At 66.2% G+C, this 21,790-nt stretch carries 22 protein-coding genes and 2 tRNA genes; 7 read left to right on the top strand and 17 right to left on the bottom strand.

Annotated features, from left to right (window positions below; genetic code table 11):
- Positions 1-593: ATP-binding cassette domain-containing protein (locus tag H2040_RS04120; protein WP_287154706.1), on the bottom strand; the 593-nt coding region annotated here is incomplete at its 3' end.
- Positions 594-595: 2 nt separating this feature from the next.
- On the bottom strand, positions 596-1,192 hold the full coding sequence (locus tag H2040_RS04115; RefSeq protein WP_287154704.1) for a DUF3299 domain-containing protein: 597 nt from the start codon (positions 1,190-1,192) through the stop codon (positions 596-598).
- Positions 1,193-1,319: 127 nt separating this feature from the next.
- Between H2040_RS04115 and H2040_RS04110 the strand changes: the two genes are divergently transcribed.
- Complete coding sequence (locus H2040_RS04110; RefSeq protein WP_022698896.1) at positions 1,320-2,039, top strand: ZIP family metal transporter; 720 nt, start codon at positions 1,320-1,322, stop codon at positions 2,037-2,039.
- A 41-nt stretch (positions 2,040-2,080) separates the two neighbouring features.
- Positions 2,081-2,776: a class I SAM-dependent methyltransferase gene (locus H2040_RS04105; protein WP_287154700.1), complete on the top strand. Its 696-nt coding sequence runs from the start codon at positions 2,081-2,083 to the stop codon at positions 2,774-2,776.
- Positions 2,777-2,854: 78 nt separating this feature from the next.
- On the opposite strand, the gene H2040_RS04100 is transcribed toward H2040_RS04105, so the two are convergent.
- Positions 2,855-2,930, bottom strand: a tRNA-Ala gene (locus H2040_RS04100).
- Between the two features lie 130 nt (positions 2,931-3,060).
- Between H2040_RS04100 and H2040_RS04095 the strand changes: the two genes are divergently transcribed.
- The 3 genes from H2040_RS04095 to folD are packed head-to-tail and all read left to right on the top strand — an operon-like array spanning position 3,061 to position 4,558.
- Positions 3,061-3,354: a YggT family protein gene (locus H2040_RS04095; RefSeq protein WP_022698898.1), complete on the top strand. Its 294-nt coding sequence runs from the start codon at positions 3,061-3,063 to the stop codon at positions 3,352-3,354.
- Entirely contained in the window at positions 3,351-3,659 is a 309-nt protein-coding gene (locus H2040_RS04090; RefSeq protein ID WP_287154696.1) for a DUF167 family protein, read from the top strand. Before H2040_RS04095 ends, H2040_RS04090 begins: the two co-directional genes overlap by 4 nt.
- Before the next feature lie 2 nt (positions 3,660-3,661).
- The gene (folD, locus tag H2040_RS04085; RefSeq protein ID WP_287154694.1) at positions 3,662-4,558 is read left to right on the top strand and encodes a bifunctional methylenetetrahydrofolate dehydrogenase/methenyltetrahydrofolate cyclohydrolase FolD; all 897 of its coding nucleotides are present in this window, start codon (positions 3,662-3,664) and stop codon (positions 4,556-4,558) included.
- A 717-nt stretch (positions 4,559-5,275) separates the two neighbouring features.
- Here folD and H2040_RS04080 read toward each other — a convergent pair.
- The 6 genes from H2040_RS04080 to hemC form a co-directional block, all read right to left on the bottom strand.
- Positions 5,276-5,452, bottom strand: a complete 177-nt coding sequence (locus H2040_RS04080; protein WP_022698555.1) for a hypothetical protein — start codon at positions 5,450-5,452, stop codon at positions 5,276-5,278.
- 205 nt (positions 5,453-5,657) lie between these two features.
- Positions 5,658-5,733: transfer RNA gene (locus H2040_RS04075), tRNA-Thr, on the bottom strand.
- Between the two features lie 86 nt (positions 5,734-5,819).
- On the bottom strand, positions 5,820-7,445 hold the full coding sequence (locus tag H2040_RS04070) for a heme biosynthesis protein HemY (RefSeq protein WP_287154691.1): 1,626 nt from the start codon (positions 7,443-7,445) through the stop codon (positions 5,820-5,822).
- Positions 7,442-8,551, bottom strand: a complete 1,110-nt coding sequence (locus tag H2040_RS04065) for a COG4223 family protein (RefSeq protein WP_287154689.1) — start codon at positions 8,549-8,551, stop codon at positions 7,442-7,444. Before H2040_RS04065 ends, H2040_RS04070 begins: the two co-directional genes overlap by 4 nt.
- A 59-nt stretch (positions 8,552-8,610) precedes the next feature.
- Positions 8,611-9,309: a uroporphyrinogen-III synthase gene (locus H2040_RS04060; protein WP_287154687.1), complete on the bottom strand. Its 699-nt coding sequence runs from the start codon at positions 9,307-9,309 to the stop codon at positions 8,611-8,613.
- The gene (gene hemC / locus H2040_RS04055) at positions 9,306-10,256 is read right to left on the bottom strand and encodes a hydroxymethylbilane synthase (protein ID WP_287154685.1); all 951 of its coding nucleotides are present in this window, start codon (positions 10,254-10,256) and stop codon (positions 9,306-9,308) included. Before hemC ends, H2040_RS04060 begins: the two co-directional genes overlap by 4 nt.
- Before the next feature lie 34 nt (positions 10,257-10,290).
- Between hemC and tsaD the strand changes: the two genes are divergently transcribed.
- Both tsaD and H2040_RS04045 read left to right on the top strand, forming a co-directional pair.
- A complete protein-coding gene (gene tsaD / locus H2040_RS04050; protein ID WP_287154683.1) occupies positions 10,291-11,433 on the top strand; it encodes a tRNA (adenosine(37)-N6)-threonylcarbamoyltransferase complex transferase subunit TsaD in 1,143 nt (380 codons plus the stop codon).
- Positions 11,430-12,434, top strand: coding sequence for an NAD(P)H-dependent glycerol-3-phosphate dehydrogenase (locus tag H2040_RS04045; protein ID WP_287154681.1), 1,005 nt, complete (start codon positions 11,430-11,432; stop codon positions 12,432-12,434). Before tsaD ends, H2040_RS04045 begins: the two co-directional genes overlap by 4 nt.
- Here the strand turns inward: H2040_RS04045 and thpR are convergent.
- Genes thpR through H2040_RS14345 form a run of 8 tightly spaced genes read right to left on the bottom strand, consistent with a single transcriptional unit; the run spans position 12,431 to position 21,730 of the window.
- Positions 12,431-12,973: an RNA 2',3'-cyclic phosphodiesterase gene (gene thpR, locus H2040_RS04040; protein WP_287154679.1), complete on the bottom strand. Its 543-nt coding sequence runs from the start codon at positions 12,971-12,973 to the stop codon at positions 12,431-12,433. The two genes, H2040_RS04045 and thpR, sit on opposite strands and share 4 nt — an antisense overlap.
- Before the next feature lie 9 nt (positions 12,974-12,982).
- A complete protein-coding gene (locus H2040_RS04035; RefSeq protein ID WP_022698563.1) occupies positions 12,983-14,431 on the bottom strand; it encodes a TrkH family potassium uptake protein in 1,449 nt (482 codons plus the stop codon).
- A 12-nt stretch (positions 14,432-14,443) separates the two neighbouring features.
- Entirely contained in the window at positions 14,444-15,454 is a 1,011-nt protein-coding gene (locus H2040_RS04030) for an esterase-like activity of phytase family protein (RefSeq protein ID WP_287154676.1), read from the bottom strand.
- A complete protein-coding gene (locus H2040_RS04025; RefSeq protein WP_287154674.1) occupies positions 15,454-16,677 on the bottom strand; it encodes an MFS transporter in 1,224 nt (407 codons plus the stop codon). The genes H2040_RS04030 and H2040_RS04025 overlap by 1 nt, the downstream gene beginning before the upstream one ends.
- Positions 16,678-16,719: 42 nt before the next feature.
- Positions 16,720-17,358 (bottom strand): hypothetical protein, encoded by a 639-nt coding sequence (locus H2040_RS04020; protein WP_287154672.1) that lies wholly within the window; start codon positions 17,356-17,358, stop codon positions 16,720-16,722.
- A gap of 59 nt (positions 17,359-17,417) precedes the next feature.
- Positions 17,418-19,295, bottom strand: a complete 1,878-nt coding sequence (cobT, locus tag H2040_RS04015; protein WP_287154670.1) for a cobaltochelatase subunit CobT — start codon at positions 19,293-19,295, stop codon at positions 17,418-17,420.
- The gene (cobS, locus tag H2040_RS04010; protein WP_287154668.1) at positions 19,292-20,299 is read right to left on the bottom strand and encodes a cobaltochelatase subunit CobS; all 1,008 of its coding nucleotides are present in this window, start codon (positions 20,297-20,299) and stop codon (positions 19,292-19,294) included. The genes cobT and cobS overlap by 4 nt, the downstream gene beginning before the upstream one ends.
- Before the next feature lie 57 nt (positions 20,300-20,356).
- On the bottom strand, positions 20,357-21,730 hold the full coding sequence (locus H2040_RS14345) for a GNAT family N-acetyltransferase (RefSeq protein WP_022698569.1): 1,374 nt from the start codon (positions 21,728-21,730) through the stop codon (positions 20,357-20,359).
- Positions 21,731-21,790 lie beyond the last annotated feature (60 nt).

Genomic DNA, 21,790 nt, shown 5'->3' with positions numbered 1-21,790 from the left:
TCCGCCAGCAGGTCGATGAAGCCGTCGCGGGCCGCGGCGTCCAGCGCCGAGGTCGGCTCGTCCGCGATGATCAGCTCCGGCGCGCCGATCAGGGCGCGGGCCGCGGCCACGCGCTGTTGCTGACCGACGCTGAGATCGCTGGCGGGCCGGTCGATCAATTCGTCTTCCAGACCCAGACGCTGCAGGAGCCGGCGGGCCTCATCCGTCACCGAGCCGCCTGTTTCAGCCGCGCGGGCGGCGCGCTTTGCGGAGAAGCGGCAGGGCAGCGCCACGTTTTCGATCACCGAGAGATAGGGAAGCAGGTTGAAAAGCTGGAAAATCACGCCGAGCTTTTCGGCCCGGAAACCGTCCCGCCGCGCCGCGCTCATCTGCGTCAGATCGGCGCCCAGAACCTCAAGCTCGCCGTTGTCCGGAGTCAGCACGCCGCAGATCAGCCCCAGCAATGTGGACTTGCCGCTGCCGCTGGGACCTTGCAGGAAAACCCGTTCCCCGCGCGCCACCGTCAGCTCCGGCATGTCGATCACCGGCGCGCCGTCCGGCCAGGCAAAACGCAGGGCGCGGGCGCTTATCGCGGGATCGGCGGGCGCGGCCACGATTACTGGTACGCTTCCAGGCTGGTCAGGGTCAGCGTGTAGGCAGCGTCGCTCAGCGCGTCCTCATGCTTCTGGGTCTTCAGGCCGCCCTCGACCCAGACGGCGTCCCAGATGCTTTCCACCTTCACCGGCTTGTCCGCCTTCACATAGACGATCTGGTTGGGCGGAGGCGGCGGGGCGTGGATACAGGCGCCGGCATAGGGCACCAGCAGAAATTCGGAATATTCGTTGGTCTTGTTGAAATTGAACGGAATGACATAGCCGGGGATGCGCACATGCTGGCCATCCAGCGATTCAACAACATTGAAAGTGCCGATCTGCACCATTTCGTCCTTCGCGCTGCCTTCGCGGATATCGGAAACGCGCGTCATGTGCTCCTGCATCAATTCCTTGAGAATCTTGCTCTCGCCCACCGGCATGAGGTCATCCCAGGTGAGCTTGCGCGGCGCGTCCGGCGTGCCGGTGTTCGCCGCGCCCGCGCCGGCAGACGCGGAGGCGGAGGGCGTTTCAGCGGTCCTGGCTTCGGCGCGGTCGCCGGCCTCGCCGCACGCGGTCAGCGTCAGCGCGATCAGAACAAGAGTTGAAAATATGACTTTCATGGAATCCCTTCCGTCGAACATCCATGACGGCATATATGAGTGAAATAAGGCTCGCAAAGGCCAAGATGTTATACTATAACATTTTTAGCCGGACCACCCGCCCCATCAGGGACTGAATGCCCACTCCATGACCGCTGCGCTTCTGACCAGTCTTATTGCCGCCGCCATCTCGGCCGGGGCGCTCGTCCTCGTGGCTTCACGAGCCGAATGGACGCAGCGTCACGCCGGACTGTTCGCGGCGTTCGCCTCCGGCGCGCTGATCATTCTGTCGCTGTTTCATCTGGCGCCGGAAGCCATGGAGAAAAGCCCGCGCGCTTTCTTTTTCATTCTGGGCGGCATCGCTCTGGGCTTCCTGTTGCAGACTGTTCTTGGCGCGGCGGCGGGCGCACGGCGGCGGGTTCTGACGCTGGGCGTGATCCCGGCCATCGGCATCGCCATTCATTCCTTCGTGGATGGCGGCGTCTACGCCATCACCTTCCAGGCCGACCTTGTAACCGGGGTGCTGACCGCGCTGGGCCTGATGGTCCACGAATTTCCGGAAGGCATCATCGTTTTCGTCTTGCTGACGCGCGCCGGCATGGCCGCGCGGCCGGCCTTCTGGCTGTCGCTGTTCGCCGCCTCCCTGACCACGCCGCTGGGCGTTCTCACGATAGCGCCCTTCGTTGAGGGGATGGGAACGGTGGCGCTGGCAGAGATGCTGGGGCTGTCCGCCGGACTGCTCTTCTATGTCGGAGCGATCAATCTGGCGCCGAGCCTGAAGACGAAGCCGCTGCGGCGCGTCTGGGCGGCGCTGGCCGCAGGCGGCGCAATGGCCATCGCCATCACGCTTGCGCACGCGCAGGTCTGATTGCACCCGCCCGGCCTGTTCAAAAAACACGGAGATGGCCGATGACCCGGCAGGACCCTGTCTCGTTCTTCGATCAGCAACACGCTGAAAACTACGACGCCCGCAATGAGAGAATGACGGCGATTGTCGGCAATCTCCATTTTCTCATGGATCTCGTGCTCGGCGATTTGCCCGATGATGCGCGCATCCTGTCCGTCGGGGCCGGAACGGGATCGGAGATTATCGCCCTGGCGGAGCGGCGCCCGGGCTGGACATTTGTCGCCCTCGAACCCTCGCAAGCCATGCACGCCAATTGCCGCGAGAAAATCGGGACAAACGGGCTCACCGGCCGCTGCGAATGCGTGAATGGCTATCTGTCGGACCTTGATGAGCACGAAAAATTCGATGCGGTCCTGTGCCTGCTGGTTACGCAATTCATTCTGGACACGGCCGAACGGCAGGAGATGTTCGATGCGATGGCGGCGCATCTGCGGCCCGGCGGCTATCTCATAAACGCTGAAATCAGCGCCGACATAGCCTCGCCGAAATTCGACGGCATGGTCGAAAAATGGGCGGCGATGCAGGCGCAGCGAAACATGACCGCCGAAGAGGTTTCCAAAAGCATTTCCATGATGAAGCAGCATGTCGCGGTAGTCCCGCCGGCGGACATCGAAGCCATGTTGGCGAACAGCGGCCTATCCAACCCCACGCAATTCTTCCAGTCGCTTTTGATCCACGCCTGGTACGGGCGGAAGTAACAACCGGGCCGGTCGCCGCTTGCGGGCGAGCGTGGCTTATATCCCGGCGGCGGGATCGGCGGATTTTAGAAGGAGGAATGGTGGAGCCAGGCGGAATCGAACCGCCGACCTCGTCATTGCGAACGACGCGCTCTCCCAACTGAGCTATGGCCCCTCACCTATGGGAGGCACGGCTATATGGCGGCGCCCTTGCCGGTGTCAAGCGGACGGCGCCGCAGTGCTTGCGGCATCCGCATGCGGCGGGATACAAGACGCCTCAATCTAGCGATTTTCGGAGGTTTCGCGTGGCGGGAATTCTTTGCTGGCTGATTTCGACCATCATTTTTCTGGTCCAGCTCGTCATCATCATCCAGGCGGTTCTGTCCTGGCTGATCGCCTTCGACGTCATCAATCGCCACAACCAGCTGGTCCAGTCCTTCTGGCATTTCTCCAACTCGCTGACTGAGCCGATACTGCGCCCCATCCGGAACGTGATTCCGCCGATCGGGGGCGTGGACATCACCCCCATCATCGCGCTGATCGGCCTTGAGCTGATCAAGAAGCTGCTCTGCTGGGCGATCTTCCAGATCGCCTTTTGAGTGATGCGCTGGAATCCGTCTCTGACGGGTTCCGCCTGCGCGTCCGCCTGACGCCGAACGCCAGCGGCGACCGGTTCGAGGGCGCGTTCAGGGACGCCGCAGGCCGGCAATATCTCAAAGCGCGCGTGCGGGCCGTTCCCGAAAAGGGCAAAGCCAACACCGCCCTGATCGCGCTGGCGGCAAAAGCGCTGTCTGTGCCCAAAGGCGCCGTGACCCTTGAGTCCGGCTCCACGTCGCGCTTGAAGACGCTGCATATTTCGGAATCAGGCGCGCTGGCGCGCGCGGAAGCCCTGCTGGAGACTTGATCATGAGCGCCGCCATCATCGACGGAAAATCCATCGCCGCCGACCTCCGCGCCCGCGTGGGCGAGGCCGTTACGGCCCTGAACGCCGAACACGGCGCGTCTCCCGCGCTGGCCGTGGTGCTGGTGGGAGAGGATCCGGCCAGCCAGGTCTATGTCCGCAACAAGGTGAAATTCACCGAGGAAGCAGGCATGCGCTCCGTCGAGCACAAGCTGCCCGCCGACACCGCCGAGGCCGATATCGTGGAGCTGGTGCAGGGTCTGAACGCCGATCCGCAGATTGACGGCATCCTGGTCCAGCTTCCCCTGCCCCGGCATATCGATTCCGACCGCGTGATCGCGGAAATCGACCCGGACAAGGATGTCGACGGCCTGACCGAGACCAACGCCGGACGGCTGCTTCTGGGCCGCCCGGGCCTGCGGCCCTGCACGCCCGCGGGCTGCGTGACGCTGGCCGAATCCGTTCGGGACTCGCTGGAGGGGCTGCACACCGTCGTTCTGGGCCGCTCCATCCTGGTCGGCAAGCCGGCGGCGATGTTGTTCCTGGAGAAGAACTGCACCGTCTCCATCGCCCATTCCCGCACGCAGGACCTGCCCGGCCTGTGCCGTCAGGCCGACATCCTGATCGCCGCGGTGGGCCGCCCGGAAATGGTCAAGGGCGACTGGATCAAGCCGGGCGCCACGATCATCGATGTCGGCATCAATCGCATCGACGCGCCTGAGAAGGGCGAAGGCAAGACCCGGCTGATCGGGGATGTCGACTTCGCCGCGGCAAGTAAAACAGCCGGCGCAATTACACCTGTACCCGGCGGCGTTGGCCCGATGACCATTGCGGGACTGTTGCGCAATACCGTTCTGGCCGCTTGCGCCAGACGCGGCTGGCGCAAGCCCCCGGCGCTCTAGCGCGCTAGCGGCTTCTATGTCGCGGGCGTCGCCTCGTTCGAATATACGATCGAGGATGAGAACGGGAACATCTCCACGGCCAGCGCCGACCTGACAATCTGGGACGAATATGACCCCGACGCCAGCGGCAGCGAGACGGCGGAGGCGGCTGCCGAACTGGCCTTTCTGGACGCCACGCCCGCCGGCGCGCCTGATGATCCAGGGATTGCGGCTCTGGACTTTCCGGGCGGCGATGGCGGGCCGCGTCTTTTTGCCGATCTCTGGGTCAAGCCCGGCTCCGTCGACACGCCCGCGGAGCTGTTTTCCGAGGCGTTTTATTTCGCGGCCATCGAAGCGTTCTAGGTTGCCCGTCTAGGCGCGCCGGAAACGCCGTTTCAAGGCAAGTTTCCGAAGGAGTCTCGCTGCGCCGGGCCATAGAGAGCGCCGGGACTGGATATGCGCGAGAGCGTCGCTCACGAACGTGGCGCGGGCCCGATGTTCGGCCGTGGCTGAACGCTCTTTCCGCAGCGCGTCGAGTTCGGCCAGAAGCTCCCTCTCAACAGCGTTCAGAACCTCCGGCGGCCCTTCCGCCGCCAGACGCCTGATACCGTCAGAACCGGCCACTTGCGTCGCCGCGTTTCCGACCCGCTTTTCCATGACAGGCCCCACAATGCCCCAAGCGGGAAAAATCCCGCCGGACATTATAGCACCATTACGACATCCGCGTTGCAGCGTTATTCAAGCGGTATCGAGCGTCAGCTCCACAAGGCGCGAGAGCTTGGTCTCGGCAATGCGCACCATGTTCTCGAATTCACGCACGTCCTGAAAGTCGGCCATGACCTCGGACGCCTCCTGCAGCGTCGCGCGTATCTGCTCCAGATCGTCCAGCACCTGCCGCGTCGCGTAATAGGCCATTGCCCCTGCCGTTCCCGAAACCGGCGGCCATTCCCCGCCCTGCACAGCGAAGATTAATCCTTACCCGATACCAAGGCGTTGATCTGAAACTTAAAAATTTAAATCTCCCGGCCAGACCTTAACGAGATCGTACACGCCTTGCCCGCGGGCGCAGGCGCGCCGCCGGGATAAAAGGATCGGGTTTTCCAGGGGAGGAAGGAGAAAATGGTGCCGCTTAGGTGACTCGAACACCTGACCCCATCATTACGAATGATGTGCTCTACCAGCTGAGCTAAAGCGGCCCCGTTTGAAGCGCGCGGAAGCTAATCTCTCCGCCGCGCGGGGGCAAGCGCGCAATGAAGCTGCACTGACATTCACGCAAGGAGCGTCAGCTGAACTTGCGTGAACGGGTCAGGGCGTCATCCCCCGCTTCCTCGTATGTCTCGCCTTCCGGGCCCGGGTCATCGGGCGGCGGCGGGGGCGGGCTGGCCTCCGGCGCGCGATCCTTGTCTTTCGGCCTGGCGGCGCGCGGTTTCCGCGGCTTGGGCGCCGGTTCGGGTTTTTCCGGTTCGGATTCCGGCTCCGGCGTCTCTTCCGGCGGCGCGATAACCGCGGCCGAGGCATAGTCCGGCTCGACGGCCGGTTCGGGCTTTTCCGGCTCCGGCGCGGGCAGCGCGGCCAGCGGCGGGGCAAGCTGGATCTCGCGCTCATAACGCTCATGGCGCGGATGGATCAGCTTGGCGGCGTCGCCATAGCTGAACACCATGCGCATCCAGTCCTCGTCGCGATAGTCGAAGGCCGGCCCGTCGGGGTCGAGGTCCGACCAGTCGGCCTCGCCCGGCGCGCTGGCCGCGCGGTCGATCCAGTCGCGCGCCTCTTCGATATGGCCGCTCTTGTGCTCGATCTGGGCCATCAGGCCGCAGAGCCGGGCGCTGGGCGCGTCGCGGTCGATCAAGGGTTTCAACTCGTCCCGCGCCTTTACCATGTCGTCGCGCAGCAGCGCCGCCTCGGCGCGCTGGATGCGGCTTTCGCGGTGATCGGGATTGAGCGCGGCGAGTTTTTCCAGCCGCTCGGCGCGGTCAAGATTGGGCTCGTCCGGTTTCAGGTCCCGCCACGCAATGGCGAGCGCGGGATGCGGCGCGGCGCGCCAGGAATCCTCGATCAGGCGAGAAGCCTTGCGCGGATAGCCGCCCTCCAGCAACAGGCGGGAGGCCAGCGCCACGGCGGGCGCAAAACCGGGCGACAGGCGCGCGGCGGTCTCTGAAAGGCGGCCCGCGCGCTCCATCTGGCCCTGCGTCTCCGCCTGGCGCGCCTGCGCGGTCAGCAGCACGGCGCGGCGGCGCTGCGCGTTGTCGGGCGGCACATGGGCTTCCGCCTCGCCGGTTTTCAGGGTTGCGGCCGCGTCGTTCCACTTGGCCTGACGGACCTGCGCCTCGAACAGCGTCTCGAACGCCCAGCGGCTGGCCGGGCGCGCCTCGAAGGCCGCGCGGGCGTGTTCGCTGGCGCTGGCCAGATCTCCGCGCTCGAACGCCGCGGCGGCAAGGCCCCGGCGGCCGACCACTTCCGTGCCGGGCGATTCCAGCAGCAGGCGGTATTGCGATTCCGCTTCGCCGATCAGCCCGTCGGCTTCCGCCGCGCGGGCGGTGAGAATGCGGGAAATGGCCGGACGGTCCAGAAGGCGGCCCGCGCTCTGCGCCTGTTTTCGCGCCTCCCCGCCCTCGCCCGAGGCCGAGGCGATCAGCGCCTTTTCCAGCGCGTCATAGCCGCGCGTCTGGCGCGAACGCGCCGCCGAGTCCCGCAGCCGTTCGGGCAAGTTCATCAACCAGCCGATGGAGCGCCACAGCACCGCCATCAGCACGCCCAGCGTCAGCAGGATGAACAGCGCCGCCCCGGCCGTGGTCTCGAAGACCCAGCCGCGGAATTCCAGCGTCGCCGCGCCGGGCGAAGCGGCGATCCAGGCCGCAAAGGCCGCCGCGAGGGCGGCGATAATCAGGATCGGGACCAGGCGCCTCATGGGGCGGCCTCCATCAGTTGATCACGTAAATCGTCAAGGGCGGAAATCGCCTGGCGCCGGGCGCGGGCATCATCCAGCCAGTCGCTGGCGGCGTCGGCGGGCGCGCCGGTCAGGCTTTCCATGGCTTGAATGGCGGCTTCGAGGTCGCCGGCTTTCAGGCTGGCGCGCGCGACATCCAGCGGATCGCCGGAGGCTTCCTCGTCAGAGCGCCGGAGCGTGCCAAGCCCGGAGAAAGCGCCGCGCGCGCGCTCGGCGAGGCTCGCCTCGCCCTGCCGCGCCGCGCGCACCTCCGAGACGGGCAAGGTTTCCAGAAGCTCGGCCTCCGTCGCCACGCCGGCTGCGGCCAGCGGGCGCAGAACATCCAGCGCCCGGGCGTCGGTTTCATTCTCCAGCGCCGCCAGCTCCAGCTGGAACGGCGCGCCGCGCAGGGCGGCCTCGCGCAGGGCGGCGTACTGGAAGGCCGTCTGAGCCTTGCGGTCGCTCCCCGCACTCTGCTCCAGCGCCGTCAGGCGGGTTTGCAGGGACTGGAGCTGAGACTGCGCCTGTTGCGCGTTGCGGTTGGCCGTATCAGCGCGGTTCAAGGCCTCGCCCGCGCGTTCATCCTGTCCCGAGGGACGCGATTCCAGCGCCGCGATACGGTCCAGCAGCGTATCCAGACGCTGCCGCAGCGGCGCGGGGTCGAAACGCTCGCCATTCTGGCCGCTTCTGACCTCTTCCACCTCTTCAGACAGCGTGGTCAGACGGCTTTCCATATCCGCCAGCTGGTTGCGCGCCTGTGAATCCTCGGTCGAGGGCGCGGGCGCGTTCGCCAGACGGCGTTCGAGCGCGGACTGATCTTCCTCAAGCTTTGCGATGCGGGCTTCCAGCGGGCCGAGATCGACAGTCTGCGCGGGCGCGGCGTCCGGCGCGCGGCGGTCCAGCCACCACGCGGCGGATCCGCCCAGCGCGCCGCCGACAAGCGCGGCGAAGATGATCGAGAAGACAAGCGCGCCGAAACCAACGCCGCCGGATTGGCGCGTGTCTCTGACTTCAGCGAATTCGGCGTCAATCGGTTCTGACTCGGGCGGGGCCGCGCCGGGGTCGTCGCTCTTGGGATCGTCGCTCATGGAGCCTCGTGTCTGTGCGGACGGTCTCTATGTAGGATGCCGCCCACCGGGCGAACAAGTCAGCGCGCCCGCCGGCAGATGCGATCCAGCGTCGCGAGGAGAGATTCCTCATCCGGTTTGGCCGCGGTTTCATAGGGAATGAAAAGCGGCCCCGCGGCGTTCCTGCTGATCGTGACATAGCGGAAAAGCCGGGCGATCCGGGCCGGGACCACAAGCGTAAAGGCCTCCGCCGCGCGCGCGGAATGAAACAACACCACGTCTATGCCGCCCGCTTCGATGGCCTCCTGCGCGGCCTTAGGAATCGAATCGGCGGCGGCGGCGCGATAGACGATGCTGCGGTCGACCGAATAGCCGGCCTTCCCCAGCGACTGATGGATTTTCGCGGCGATATGTTCGCCTGAAGCGAACAGAACCGGCCCGCCCGCCGGGTCCAGCGTCCGCTGCGAAAGAGCCAGCAAATCGTCCGCATCGCCCGCGGCGCTCTCCACGTCCGCGAAGCCGGCCTCCCGCGCCGCTTCCGCCGTGGCGTCGCCGACGCACAGCGCCCGCAGGCGCGCATCGCTGAGCGCGGCGAAGGCGCGGACGCCGTTGGCGCTGGTGAACAGGACCGCCTGATATTGCGACGGGTCGCGGTTCAGCTTTGGCGCGGGTTCAATAGTCAGCAGCGGCGCGACCAGCGGTTCATAACCCCGTTCGCGCAGACGTTCGGCCGTCTTGGACGCGCCCGGTTCGGAGCGGGTGATCCAGATTTTCTTCAAAGTTCGTACCGGATGGCGTCGCCCGCCTCCTCGCGGATTTCACCGCCAATCGTCTCGCCCAGCATGCGGGCGATGGCGACGAAATCGCCCGACAACGGCGCGCGGGCGTCACGCGCCCATTTCTGCGCGCCGTCCGGGGTCAGAGCCTCCCCCCGCAGCCGCAGATCGCCGTCTGCGATCTCAGCCAGCGCGGCGATGGGCGTGCGGCAGGAGCCGTCGAGCGCGGCCAGAAAAGCGCGTTCGGCGGCGATGGCGATGGTCGTCTGGCGGTCCGCGACATGGGCGGCGATCTCCAGCGCCCGCGCATCGTCCTCCCGCACTTGCAGGGCCAGCGCGCCCTGCGCGGCGGCGGGCAGCATGACCTCCACCGGCATGGGATTTTCGGTCAGTTCGGGACGGCCGAGACGTTTCAGGCCGGAAACGGCCAGATAGGTGGCGTCCGCCTCACCCGCCGCGATCTTGTCCAGCCGCGTCCCGACATTGCCGCGCAGATTGACGATCTCCAGATCCGGGCGCCGGTTCAGCGTCTGCGCCTGACGCCGCAGGCTGGCCGTGCCGATACGGGCGCCCGCGGGCAGGTCGTCCAGCGTGGCGGCGTCATAGCAGATGAACGCATCGCGCGGGTCCTCGCGCGGCGGACTGCCGGCCAGAACCAGACCGTCCGGATTTTCCGTCGGCACATCCTTCATGGAGTGAATGGCGAGACCGATCCGGCCCTCCAGAAGCGCTTCCTCGATCTCTTTCGTGAACAGGCCCTTGCCGCCCGCCTCGATCAGGCGGCGGTCCTGGATCCGGTCGCCGCTGGTCTTGATGACCTCGATCGGGAAGAGGCGTTCTTCCTCTTCCACCGGCACTTCCAGCGCAACGGCCAGCGCGCGGCGGACCTGTCTGGTCTGGGCCAGCGCCAGGGGGGAGCCGCGCGTTCCAATGACAAGGGGTGATTGCATGGAGGGGATCGGGGCCTTAATCGGTTGGACTGACATGGCTTTTGCCGCCGACCCATCCAAACCGCAAGGCGCGTCCGCTTCAAGCGGGCTTGTCGTGCTGGGGCTTGAAACAAGCTGCGACGAAACCGCCGCGGCGGTCCTGCGCCTGCGCGAGGACGGGTCCGCCGAGGTGCTGGCCGACTGCGTCTATAGCCAGATCGAGGAACACACCCCGTTCGGCGGAGTGGTGCCGGAGATCGCCGCCCGCGCCCATGTCGACGCGCTGGACGCGCTGATCCGGCGCGCGCTGGACGAGGCGCAAATGGGGTTCGCGGATCTGGACGCGGTCGCCGCGACATCCGGCCCCGGCCTGGTGGGCGGGGTGATGGTGGGGCTGATGACGGCGAAGGCGATTTCGCTGGCCGCCGATATTCCGCTGATCGCGGTGAACCATCTGGAGGGGCACGCCCTCTCCCCGCGCCTCACCGGCGCATGCCCGTTCCCCTATCTTCTGCTTCTGATTTCCGGCGGTCATACGCAGCTTCTGGCGGTGGATGACCTGACCGAGATGACGCGGCTTGGCTCCACCATCGACGATGCCGCGGGCGAGGCGTTCGACAAGACCGCCAAGATCATGCAGCTGGGCTATCCCGGCGGACCGGCGATGGAGCGGGCGGCGCTGAGCGGCGACGCAACCCGCTTCGACCTGCCGCGTCCCCTGACCCGCTCGCCCAATGCCGATTTCTCTTTCGCCGGGCTGAAGACCGCCGCCCGCCGGGCCTGGGACGCGCTGGACAATCCGGACGAACAGGACCGTAACGATCTGGCCGCTTCCGTTCAGGCGGCCATCGCGGACTGCCTGGCCGACCGGTCGCGCAAGGCGATGGCGATGTTTATCGAGCGCCACCCGGACGAGGCGGCGCGCCGCTTCGTGGTGGCCGGGGGCGTGGCTGCGAACAAGGCGGTGAAGAGCGCGCTGGAGGCGGCCTGCGCCGATTTCGGCTTTACGCTCAGCGCCCCGCCCGCAAAATGGTGCACAGACAACGCCGTGATGATCGCCCTTGCCGGGGCGGAGCGGCTGAAACGCGGCGAGATCAGTGATCTGGACGCGCCGGCGCGCCCGCGCTGGCCGCTGGACCAGCGCGCCGCCGCCGATGACCCCGCCTCCGGCGCGGGCAGAAAAGGACCCAAAGCATGAGTGAAGCCTTCTCCAAAGTCGCCGTTCTGGGCGCGGGCGCGTGGGGCACGGCGCTGGCGCAGGTGCTGGCCCGCGCAGGCCGTGACGTCGTCCTGTGGGCGCATGAGCCGAGCGTGGTCGAGGCGATCCGCGAGGAAGGCGAGAACGAGATTTACCTGCCCGGCGTTGACGTGGAAGACGGCGTCACCGCCACCGGCGATTACGAGGACCTGGCCGACTGCGAGGCCGTGCTGGCCGTGGTGCCGGCGCAGCATCTGCGCAGCGTTCTGGAAGGCGCCGCGCCGCATATCGCCAAGGGCGCGCCCGTGGTGCTGTGCGCCAAGGGGATCGAGCGCGACACCGGCAAGCTGATGACCGACGTGCTGGCCGAAACCCTGCCCGGCGCGCCAGCGGCGGTCCTGTCCGGTCCCAGCTTCGCCATTGATGTCGCGCGCGGCCTGCCCACCGCCGTCACGCTGGCCTGCGCGGACGAGGCGCTGGGCATGAAGTTGGCCGAGACCATCTCCATCCCCGCCTTCCGTCCATACCTGGCCGACGATCTGATCGGGGCGGAAGTCGGCGGCGCGATCAAGAACGTGCTGGCCATCGCCTGCGGCATTTCGGAGGGCAAGGATCTGGGCGCGTCCGCCCATGCAGCGTTGATGACGCGGGGCTTTGCGGAAATGGCGCGGCTGGGCGTGGCCATGGGCGCGAAGGCGGAAACGCTGTCCGGTCTGTGCGGGCTGGGCGATCTGGTTCTGACCTGTTCGTCCACCAATTCCCGCAATATGAGCTGCGGCATGGCGCTGGGCCGCGGCGTGCCGCTGGACGCCATCATGTCCGGCCGCAAGGCGGTGACGGAAGGGGTGGCGACGGCCCCGGCCGTGGTGGCGCTGGCCGACAAGCACGGCATTGAAATGCCGATCTGTCAGGCCGTGGCGGCGATTCTGGAGGACAGGGTCAGCGTCGAGGGCGCTATCGAGGAATTGCTCAACCGGCCGATCAAGACCGAGCGGCTCTAGCCCCTCAGCGGATACTCCGCTTCCGAAATATAATGGTTCGCGCCGTATTTTGCGGGGCGAGAGGACCATAGCTCGAACCGGTCGACGGGGAAGCTGGGCAGCTCGAACAGTGTCAGGCGCTGCACGAAGCTGATCACGCGCTTGATCTCCGCGCCGTTCAGATAGGCCATCGTCACATGCGGCGTGAAGGGGCGCTTGTCCGGCGCCAGACCGCTTTGCCGCGCCGCCTTGTTGCAGGCCGCCGCCAGACGGGTCAGCGACGCGTTCTCCTCCACGCCGATCCACAGCGCGTGCGGATCCTTGTTCCCGAAACACCCCGCGCCTTTCAGCGTCACCTCGAACGGCGGCTGGTCGATCTGAGCGAGATTGGCGTCCAGCTCCGCCGCGTCCGGCTCCTCCAGCTCGCCGAAGAAGCTGAGCGTGATGTGGAAATTCTCGCGCGGCCGCCATTTCGCCCCGCCCACGCCCTTTTGCAGCGGCACAAGGCGGTCCGCGGCCTCTTCGGGAATCTCGATGGCGGTAAACAGGCGCAACGTCATGCGTCCTCCCTAACGCCGCCAGTAGGCCGGGCTCAAGAAGACGAGGATGGGAAACAGCTCCAGCCGCCCCAGAAGCATGGCGAAGACCAGAGTCCATTTGGCCGCGTCCGGCAGGCTCTGGAAATTGCCCGCCGGGCCGATGATGTCGCCAATGCCCGGGCCGACATTGGCCAGCGCCGTCGCCGCGCCGGAAAACGCCGTCGCAAAATCCAGCCCGATCATCGCCAGCGCCAGCGCCACGCCCAGAAAACACAGGACGAACAGCGCGAAAAACGTGGTGACGTCGTCCTTCAGCTGCTGGTCGATGCGTTTGCCGCCATAGGTTTCCGGGATCATGCGGTTGGGCGAGGTCAGGCGCTTGAATCGCCAGGCGACAAGGCGGCTCAATATCTCGAACCGGAAAATCTTGATGCCGCCCGCCGTCGAGCCCGTGCACCCGCCAATGAAGGTCAGCACGAAGAACAACCCGACCGGGAACGCGCCCCACAGCGTGTAGTCGGCGGAGGCAAAGCCGGTCGTGGTAATGACCGAGACGATGTTGAACGCGGCCTGCCTTAGCGAGAATTCCACGGCGTGCCCGTGAAACATCAGCCAAAAAGACAGGATCACGGTCAGTGCGGAGATCAGTATCAGGAACAGGCGAACCTGGCTGTCCAGAAACAGCCGCGCCGATTCCGAGCCCCCGACCAGAAGGCGCAGATAGAGCAGGAAAGGCAGCGCGGCGAGCGCCATGAAGACCGTCGCTGTCCACTGGATCGCGCCGCCATAACCGCCGAACGAGGAATCCAGAACCGCATAGCCGCCCGTGGCGATGGTGGTCATGGCGTGGTTCGCGGCCTCGAACATCGACATGCCGAAAAACTCGTACAGCACGCCGCAGGCGACCGTCATGGCGACATAGATGCCCAGAATGCCCGCCGCGATCTGGCCCGGACGCGGCAGCACCTTGTCCGGCCCGTCGGAGCGTTCGATCTCGAACAGCTGCATCCCGCCGACCTGCAGGAAGGGCAACAGCGCGATGGACATGCCGATAATCCCGATCCCGCCCAGCCATTGCAGGAAAGACCGCCAGAGCAGGATGGAAGCCGGCATGTCGTTGAGGCCCGACAACACGGTGGATCCGGTCGTGGTCAGGCCGGAGACGCTTTCGAACACCGCGTCCGCCAGCGTCAGTTTCAGCGGACCGAAGACGAAAGGCAGCGCGCCGAAGATCGACGCCGTGAACCACGCCACGACCGTCAGCAGGAATCCCTGCCGCAGCGTCAGCCGGATGCGCGTCCCGCGGAACATCAGCGCCAGCGCCGCCCCGGCGAAGGCGGTGAAAAAGGACGACAGGAAAAAGCCCGACCAGCGCCAGCCCGCATTGGCGACGTCCAGCCACGCCGTCAGGAACATCGCCCCGGCCAGCGCCAGAAGCAGCAGGCCAAGGGGATAGAAAACCGGGCTCAGGAAGCGCATGACGCCATGGCTCTACTCGGCCTTCGCCTCTCTGGCCAGCGCGGCTTCGTCGAACGTGAATCCCATCAGCAGGGTGCGCTGGCTGTTGGAGAAGTTATCGTCCGAGATCAGCCACAGCGCCGTCGAGCCGTCAGACTGTCCGGTCGCCGCGATCCCTTCGAAATTATCCAGCGTCAGGGGCGGTTCGATGATGGCCAGCCGTATCGGCTGAACCCGCCCCTCCGCCGCAGCCGCGGTTTCGCCGTCCAGCCAGCTGACCGCCGCGCGGTTTCCCACGCCCGGTAGATAGAAACGCTCCAGCAGCACCAGATTTCCGGCCGGCGTCACATCCATGCCCACCAGTCCGAAGCCGCCGCCCGCCGCCGCAATCTCGAAGGCCGGGCCGGAGCGTTCGGACGGGCCCTCGAACCGCCAGACAGGATGCCAGCCGCCAATGGCGTTGATGCTTTCCTCGCCGGCCAGCAGGCGGCCGTCAGGGAGGAAGGCCAGCGCCTCTATCCCGTGATTGCTGTCCAGCGGGTCGAGCCCCATCAGTTTCGGCCCCTCCGCGCGGGTGTTTGTATCGGGGTGGTAATATTCGATGCGGTGGTCGCGCTCGAACGACACCGCGATAACCCCGCCATGAGAGGCCAAGCCCTCGGAATCGCCGCGCGCCTTGCTCAGAGGCGCGCCCGCATCGTCCAGAAACGGATAGCCGCGCAGCATGACCGATTGCGGCCCGCCGCGTTCATCCAGACCGATGACGATTTCGCCAGCCATGCCTGAATCGCTGATCAGCCCGCCGGACAGCGCGTCCGGGTCCGCGCGTTCCAGCTCCAGCGCCGAAAATCCGCCAAAGCGGGAATCCTGGGAATGCAGCTCCACCCCGCCCAGATAGGTCAGGCGCCCGACCGTCGATTGCGAAGGGTCTTCCGGGTTCATGTGCACCGGCGCGGTATCGACGCGAATAATGCCCGGATCTTTCGGCGGGTCTTCGGCCAGCGGCGACAGCGCGGCGGTCAGGGCAAAACAGATTGCAAGCATTATGCGCGTGACTCCGCTTCAGGCCGGCGCACCCAGCCCGGATATTCCGCCAGCGCGCCAATCACGCTGATCACCAGCAAGGCCGCGATGGTAAACCATAAAAGCCCGTCAATCGTGACACCGGCCAGCATCATCCAGCCAAACAGCGCCGGACCGATGGCCGTGGACACCACCATGAAGGCGGTCATGGCGCTGCGCGCCGCGCCCAGCCGTTCGGGACGCACCAGCTCGGCGATGATGGCGTTGCGGATCGTGCCGCCCAGTCCGGCCGTCGCGCCCGCCAGCGCCATATAGAGGATCACCGCCGGCAGGCTGGCGCTGACGATAAGGGCCAGCGGACCAAGCGCGAACGGGATCAGGTGAAGGGGAAACAGGCGATGCGCGGTGTAGCGGTCAATCAGGGGGCCGGAAATCAGCGATCCCGCCACCTGCGCCACGGCGAAAACCGTGAAAGCGGCGGCGAAGATCTGCAGCGTCATGCCCTTGGCCTCGGCGATCAGGCCCTGATGGAAAATCAGCGCGGTGACCAGAAGCGGACCCGCCATGAACAGCGGCGCGACCAGCAGGAAATAGGCGGTGCGGAAGACGCGCGGCGGCGGCCCGTCATCGGCATTGGCGGGTCCGTCAGAGGCGGCCCGCCTGAAATCCTCCCGCCGCATGATCAGCATGATCGCCAGCGGAATGATCAGCGCCACGGCGGCGCCGGAAATCGAATAGGTCATGCGCCAGCCCGCCGCGCCTATGGCGAACACCGCCAGCGCGGGCAGCATGAATTCACCCAGCGGAAAGCCAAGCGTGGACAGCGCCAGCGCCTTGCCCCGGTCGCCATGGAAGAAACGCGCGATGGAGGTCAGGGCGACGTGAGACATCAGCCCCTGCCCGCCCAGCCTCACGAAAGCCATGCCGACCGCCAGCGGCGCCAGACTCCACGCGCCGGCGATCAGGAAACAGCCCAGGCTGAGGAACACGCAGACCGCCGCCGAATAGGTCATCAGGTCGGTGCGGTCGATGAGGCGGCCGATAAAGGGAAGCGAGAATCCGCTGAACAGGGTGATCGCCAGATAGATATTGGCGAACCCGGCCTCCGACAGGCCGAATGTCTCGCTCCATGACGGCACGAACAGCGAAATGAAGAAGGTCTGTCCGACGCTGGAGCCGAAGCAGAACAACAGCCCGAACCCGATCAGGGCGGGCTCCTTCCATAAGAGCCGAAAAAAATTCAAGGCGTGTCCAGACCGTGCGGCCGCTTGAGCGTGGCCGCTCTCTTACTCCGCCGGGTCGTGTTTTTCGAGTGCGCGTTCCCGCGCATCCAGCGCCAGTTGCGTGGCGGCGAACACTTCACGGTCCTCCGGCTGGCCTTCGCGGCCGTCCTGGTTGGAGTGGCCGCGCGTATATTCGCCATTCTCGAAATACAGCTCTTTCGCGAAGGGCAGCGTTTCCGGCTCGCCCGAACCTTCGCCGACGATCACGCGCTCGCCGGTCTCGGTAAACTTCACCGGCTGCCCGTCCGCGCCGTACTGGATCAGGACTTCGGAGCCGCCATATTCGCCCAGATCCTGACGCTCGACCACGCGGATCAGCTGCCCGTCCACGAACCATGCATCCCATTCGGCCGAGAGGTCCCCTTCCGAATAACTGCCCTGAAGGGTGGGCGCGTTCATGGCGCCGTCCGCCGGGCGCGTCTGCGGCGCGGGCGCGGCGTCGGCCAGGGCCGTATCGGCCTGGTCAGCCGCCGTTTCAGAGGACTGCGCCGGGGCGTCCGTGTCTTCCTGTGCGCTTTGCATCGCGGAATCCTCCGCCGGCGGTTCAATCGCCGTGTCCGCCCGTTCGGTCGTATCCCGGTCGCCGCAGGCGCTGAGCGCCGCGGCGCAGGCCGTGATCAGGAAAATTTCGCGTATCGCCATCGGTCCCTCCGCTTGTCTGGAGCGATGATAACGCGATTCCGCGTCAAAGGGTTCGGCAATCAGGCGCTTTTTGCGCGGGAGTGCGGCGGAACCGACATGGCGCGCGGATGCGGGCCGTTCTCGTCGAACAGGGACGCCATCTGTTCGATCATCGCCCCGCCCAGCTGTTCCACGTCCACGATAGTCGCCGATTTGCGGTACCAGCGCGTCACGTCATGACCGATGCCGATGGCGGCCAGCTCCACGTCCGAGCGAGTCTCGATCCAGTCGATGACCTGCCGCAAATGGCTTTCCAGATAGGCCCCGGAATTGACCGACAGAGTGGAGTCGTCCACCGGCGCGCCGTCCGAAATCACCATCATCACGCGCCGCGCTTCGGGCCGGGCCATCAGGCGGCGATGCGCCCACAGCAGGGCCTCGCCGTCGATATTTTCCTTCAGCAGGCCCTCGCGCATCATCAGGCCCAGATTGTCGCGCGAGCGCCGCCAGGGCGCATCGGCGCTCTTGTAGATGATATGTCGCAAATCGTTCAGGCGGCCCGGTTTCTCCGGGCGGTCATCGCCCAGCCAGTCCTGACGGCTTTGCCCGCCCTTCCAGGCCTTGGTGGTGAAGCCCAGAATCTCCGTCTTCACCCCGCATCGCTCCAGCGTCCGCGCCAGAATGTCGGCGCACAGCGCCGCCACCATGATGGGCCGCCCGCGCATGGAGCCGGAATTATCCAGAAGCAGCGTCACTACGGTGTCGCGGAATTCGGTCTCCGTTTCCTGTTTGAAGGAGAGCGGCGCAAACGGGTCCATCACCACCCGCGACAGGCGCGCGGTGTCCAGCACGCCCTCTTCCAGATCGAATATCCAGGAGCGCCGCTGTTGCGCCATCAGGCGTCGCTGCAGCCGGTTGGCCAGACGCGCCACGACATGGGAGAGCGGGCGCAGATGCTGGTCCAGATAGGCGCGTAGGCGCGCCAGCTCCTCATCCTCGCAGAGGTCTTCGGCGGCGATGGTCTCGTCATGCGCGGTCGTGAAGACCTTGTATTCGGTGTCCGGCCCGTCAGCGGCGCGCACCGGCTTGGGCGTCGGCTTTGCCTCACCGTCCTCGCCGGGCTGTTCGTGGTCTTCCTCGAAATCTTCCGGGCCCAGTTGCGACTGACGGTCGCCGCCGTCGGATTCGTCGTCCATGGCGTCCGGATCGTCCTCGCCGGGATCGTCGTCGCCATCGCCTTCCTGGTCTTCGGGCTGATCGTCGTCGCCCTCGTCCGGCGGCTCGTCGGGGGCGGAATCGTCATCCTCGTCGGTTTCCTCGCCGCCGCGGTCTTCTCCCAGCTCCAGGTCGCGGATCAGCTTGCGCGCCGCCTTGCCGTATTTCGCCTGATCCCCGGCCATGCCGGCCAGCGCGTCCAGCGCCTCGCCCGCCTTGTCTTCCAGCTCCTCGCGCCAGATATCCATGACGCCGGCGGCGGCGTCCGGCGCCTTGCGGCCGGTCAGGCGCTCGCGGATCAGCAGGTTCAGCGCATCGGCCAGCGGCGCGTCCTGCCGGTCCTCGATCCGCTGGAAGCCCTTGCGCTCGCAACGCTCGATCAGCGCCGCTTCGAGATTGTCCGCCACGCCCGGCAGGCGGTTGGCGCCCAGCGACTCCACGCGCGCCTGCTCGGCCGCCTCGAAGATCGAACGCGCCTGCCCGCCCTCGGGACGGTTGGCCACGTGCGTATCGGAGTCGTGATAGGCCAGCCGCAGCGCCAGCGAATCCGCCTTGCCGCGCAAGCGCCGCGTATTGCCCTCCGACATATCCTTGGGGATGGACGGCAGGCGCACATGCCCGGCGACAATCCCGGCCGTGTCGCCGCCAAACCGCACTTCCAGCTCCGGCGCGCCCGAAATGGAGCGGACCGCATGCGTCAGCGCGCGCTTGAAAAGGTCTTGAGGGGTGTCCTTGTCGCTCAAGCCACCTTCACCCGGGTCGCCGCCTCGGGCAGGTCTTCGCCGAAGGCGCGTTGATAGAATTCGGCGATGGTCGGGCGCTCCAGCTCGTCGCACTTGTTCAGGAAGGTGAGACGGAAGGACAGGCCCAGATCGCCGAAAATCTGGTTGTTCTCCGCCCAGTTGATGACTGTGCGCGGGCTCATCACCGTGGAGATATCGCCATTCATGAAGGCGTTCCGGGTCATGTCGGCGACCGAGACCATGCGGCCGATCACCTCGCGCCCCTCGTCATTCTGGTAGGCGGGCGATTTCGCCAGCACGATCTCCACCTCTTCCTCATGGTCGAGATAATTCAGCGTGGTGACCAGCGACCAGCGGTCCATCTGGCCCTGGTTGATCTGCTGGGTGCCGTGATACAGGCCCGTCGTATCGCCAAGGCCCACCGTGTTGGTGGTCGCGAACAGGCGGAAGGACGGGTGCGGGCGGATCACGCGGTTCTGGTCCAAGAGGGTCAGGCGGCCCTGCGCCTCCAGCACGCGCTGGATCACGAACATCACGTCCGGGCGCCCGGCGTCATATTCGTCGAAGACCAGCGCGACCGGGCGCTGGATCGCCCAGGGCAGGATGCCTTCGCGGAATTCGGTGACCTGCTTGCCTTCTTTCAGGACGATGGCGTCTTTCCCCACCAGGTCGATGCGGCTGACATGGCTGTCCAGGTTCACCCGGATCAGCGGCCAGTTCAGACGCGCGGCGACCTGTTCGATATGGGTCGATTTGCCGGTGCCGTGATAGCCCTGAACCATGACGCGGCGATTGTGCTTGAACCCGGCCAGGATCGACATGGTCGTCTGGGGGTCGAAGCGGTAGGCGTCATCGAAATCGGGGACATATTCGTTCGCCTTGGAGAAGGCGGGAATCTTGATGTCGGCGTCCACGCCAAAAGTCTTTTTCGCCGGAATTTCGGTGTCCGGTTCGAAAATGGGAAAGGCGGGATCGTCGGTCGGGGCGGTTTGAAAATCAGTCATCGCCCGGAAACATAGGCAAGACCGTTCCCATCTTCCAGCCGCAAGCGTGTCGCGGACTCAGCCTTTCAGCTTGGCTTCCACATCGCCGCCCGGACGCGCATCGCCGATGCCCAGCCCCTGCGCACCGTCAAAGCCCATCTCGGCGGCCAGGCGGAAGGCCGCTTCGGTCTCCACGCCCTCGGCCACGGCCTCGATCCCCAGATCCTCGGCGATACTGACCACGGCCCGCATGACGGCGCGGGCGGCGGGATCTTTCACCGCGCGGATAGACAGGTCGCGGTCCGTTTTCACCGCATCCAGAGGCAGGTGTGACAGGCGCGTGAGCGAAGAATGCCCCGCCCCGAAATCGTCGAGCGCGATGGAAGCCCCCGCTTTTCGCGCGCCCTCCAGGATGTCGCGCGCGGCGCGGATATCCTGAATGGCGTCAGACTCGGTGATTTCGAGGCGCAGCGTCCCGCCCGGCAAATGCGCCTTGGCGCGTAGCTGGGCGATGGTGTCCGGCAGATCGAACGCGCCAATGTCGGAGCCGGCGATATTCACCGCCACGTAAAGCCCCGCCGGCGAGATTTTCAGATTGCGCCAGGTGCGCAGCTCCCCGCACGAGGCCGCCATCATGCGCTTGGCCAGTATCGGCCCCAGCCCGCCGCGCTCAACGACCGGCATGAAAGTCTCCGCGGTCAGCAGACCTTTCTTCGGGTGGTTCCAGCGGGCCAGCGCCTCAAACCCCAGCGGCGCCCCGGTCTTCAGCGACACGATAGGCTGGAAGTGCGGCTCTATCCGGCCCTGCTCGATGGCGGCAGGCAGTTCCGCCTCCAGCGGCAGGTTCGCGTCCTCGTCCTTCACGCCGCCGCCATTGACCGTGTCGCCGCGCACGATGCCGAACAGAAGATGGTCCTGCCACTCGCCGTTAATGCGCAGATAGTTGCGGGCATACCCCTCCAGCCGGAAGCCCACGCGCTCCAGCACCCGGCGGGAGCCTTCATTGGTCGGGATGCAGGCGGCCTCCACCCGGTGCAGGTTCAGCGTCTCGAACGCGAAGCGCACAACGGCGGTCACGGCGCTGCGGGCATAGCCGCGGCGCGCGAATTTCTCGCCAATCCAGTAGCCGATTGTCCCGGTTTGAAGCACCCCCCGCTTGAGGCCGGAAATATTCACCCCGCCCACCATGGCGCCGTCGGAAGAGCGGAAGATCAGGAACGGATAGGCGGCTTCATCGCGCATGTCCTGCGCATAGCGGCGCAGGCGGCGCTTATAGGCGGGACGGGTCAGGTCGTCGGTCGGCCAGGATGGCTCCCACGGCGTCAGGAAGCCGCGATTCTCGGCGCGCAGTTCCGCCCACTCCTCGAAATCCGACAGCTGTGGCGGCCGCAGGAAGACGTCATTTTCCTTCAGTGCGCCAAACATATCGGCAGGGTCCTGCAGGAGCGTCATCAAGCTCGCCATTGAGAAAACACCGTTAAAGAATTCTTTACCGATGCGATCTCCGCAAGA

This window comes from Euryhalocaulis sp. (assembly GCF_013911995.1).
Classification (GTDB): Bacteria; Pseudomonadota; Alphaproteobacteria; order Caulobacterales; family Maricaulaceae; genus Euryhalocaulis; species Euryhalocaulis caribicus.
Note: the sequence above shows the minus strand (reverse complement) of the source record. Positions and strands in the feature narration are given on the sequence as shown.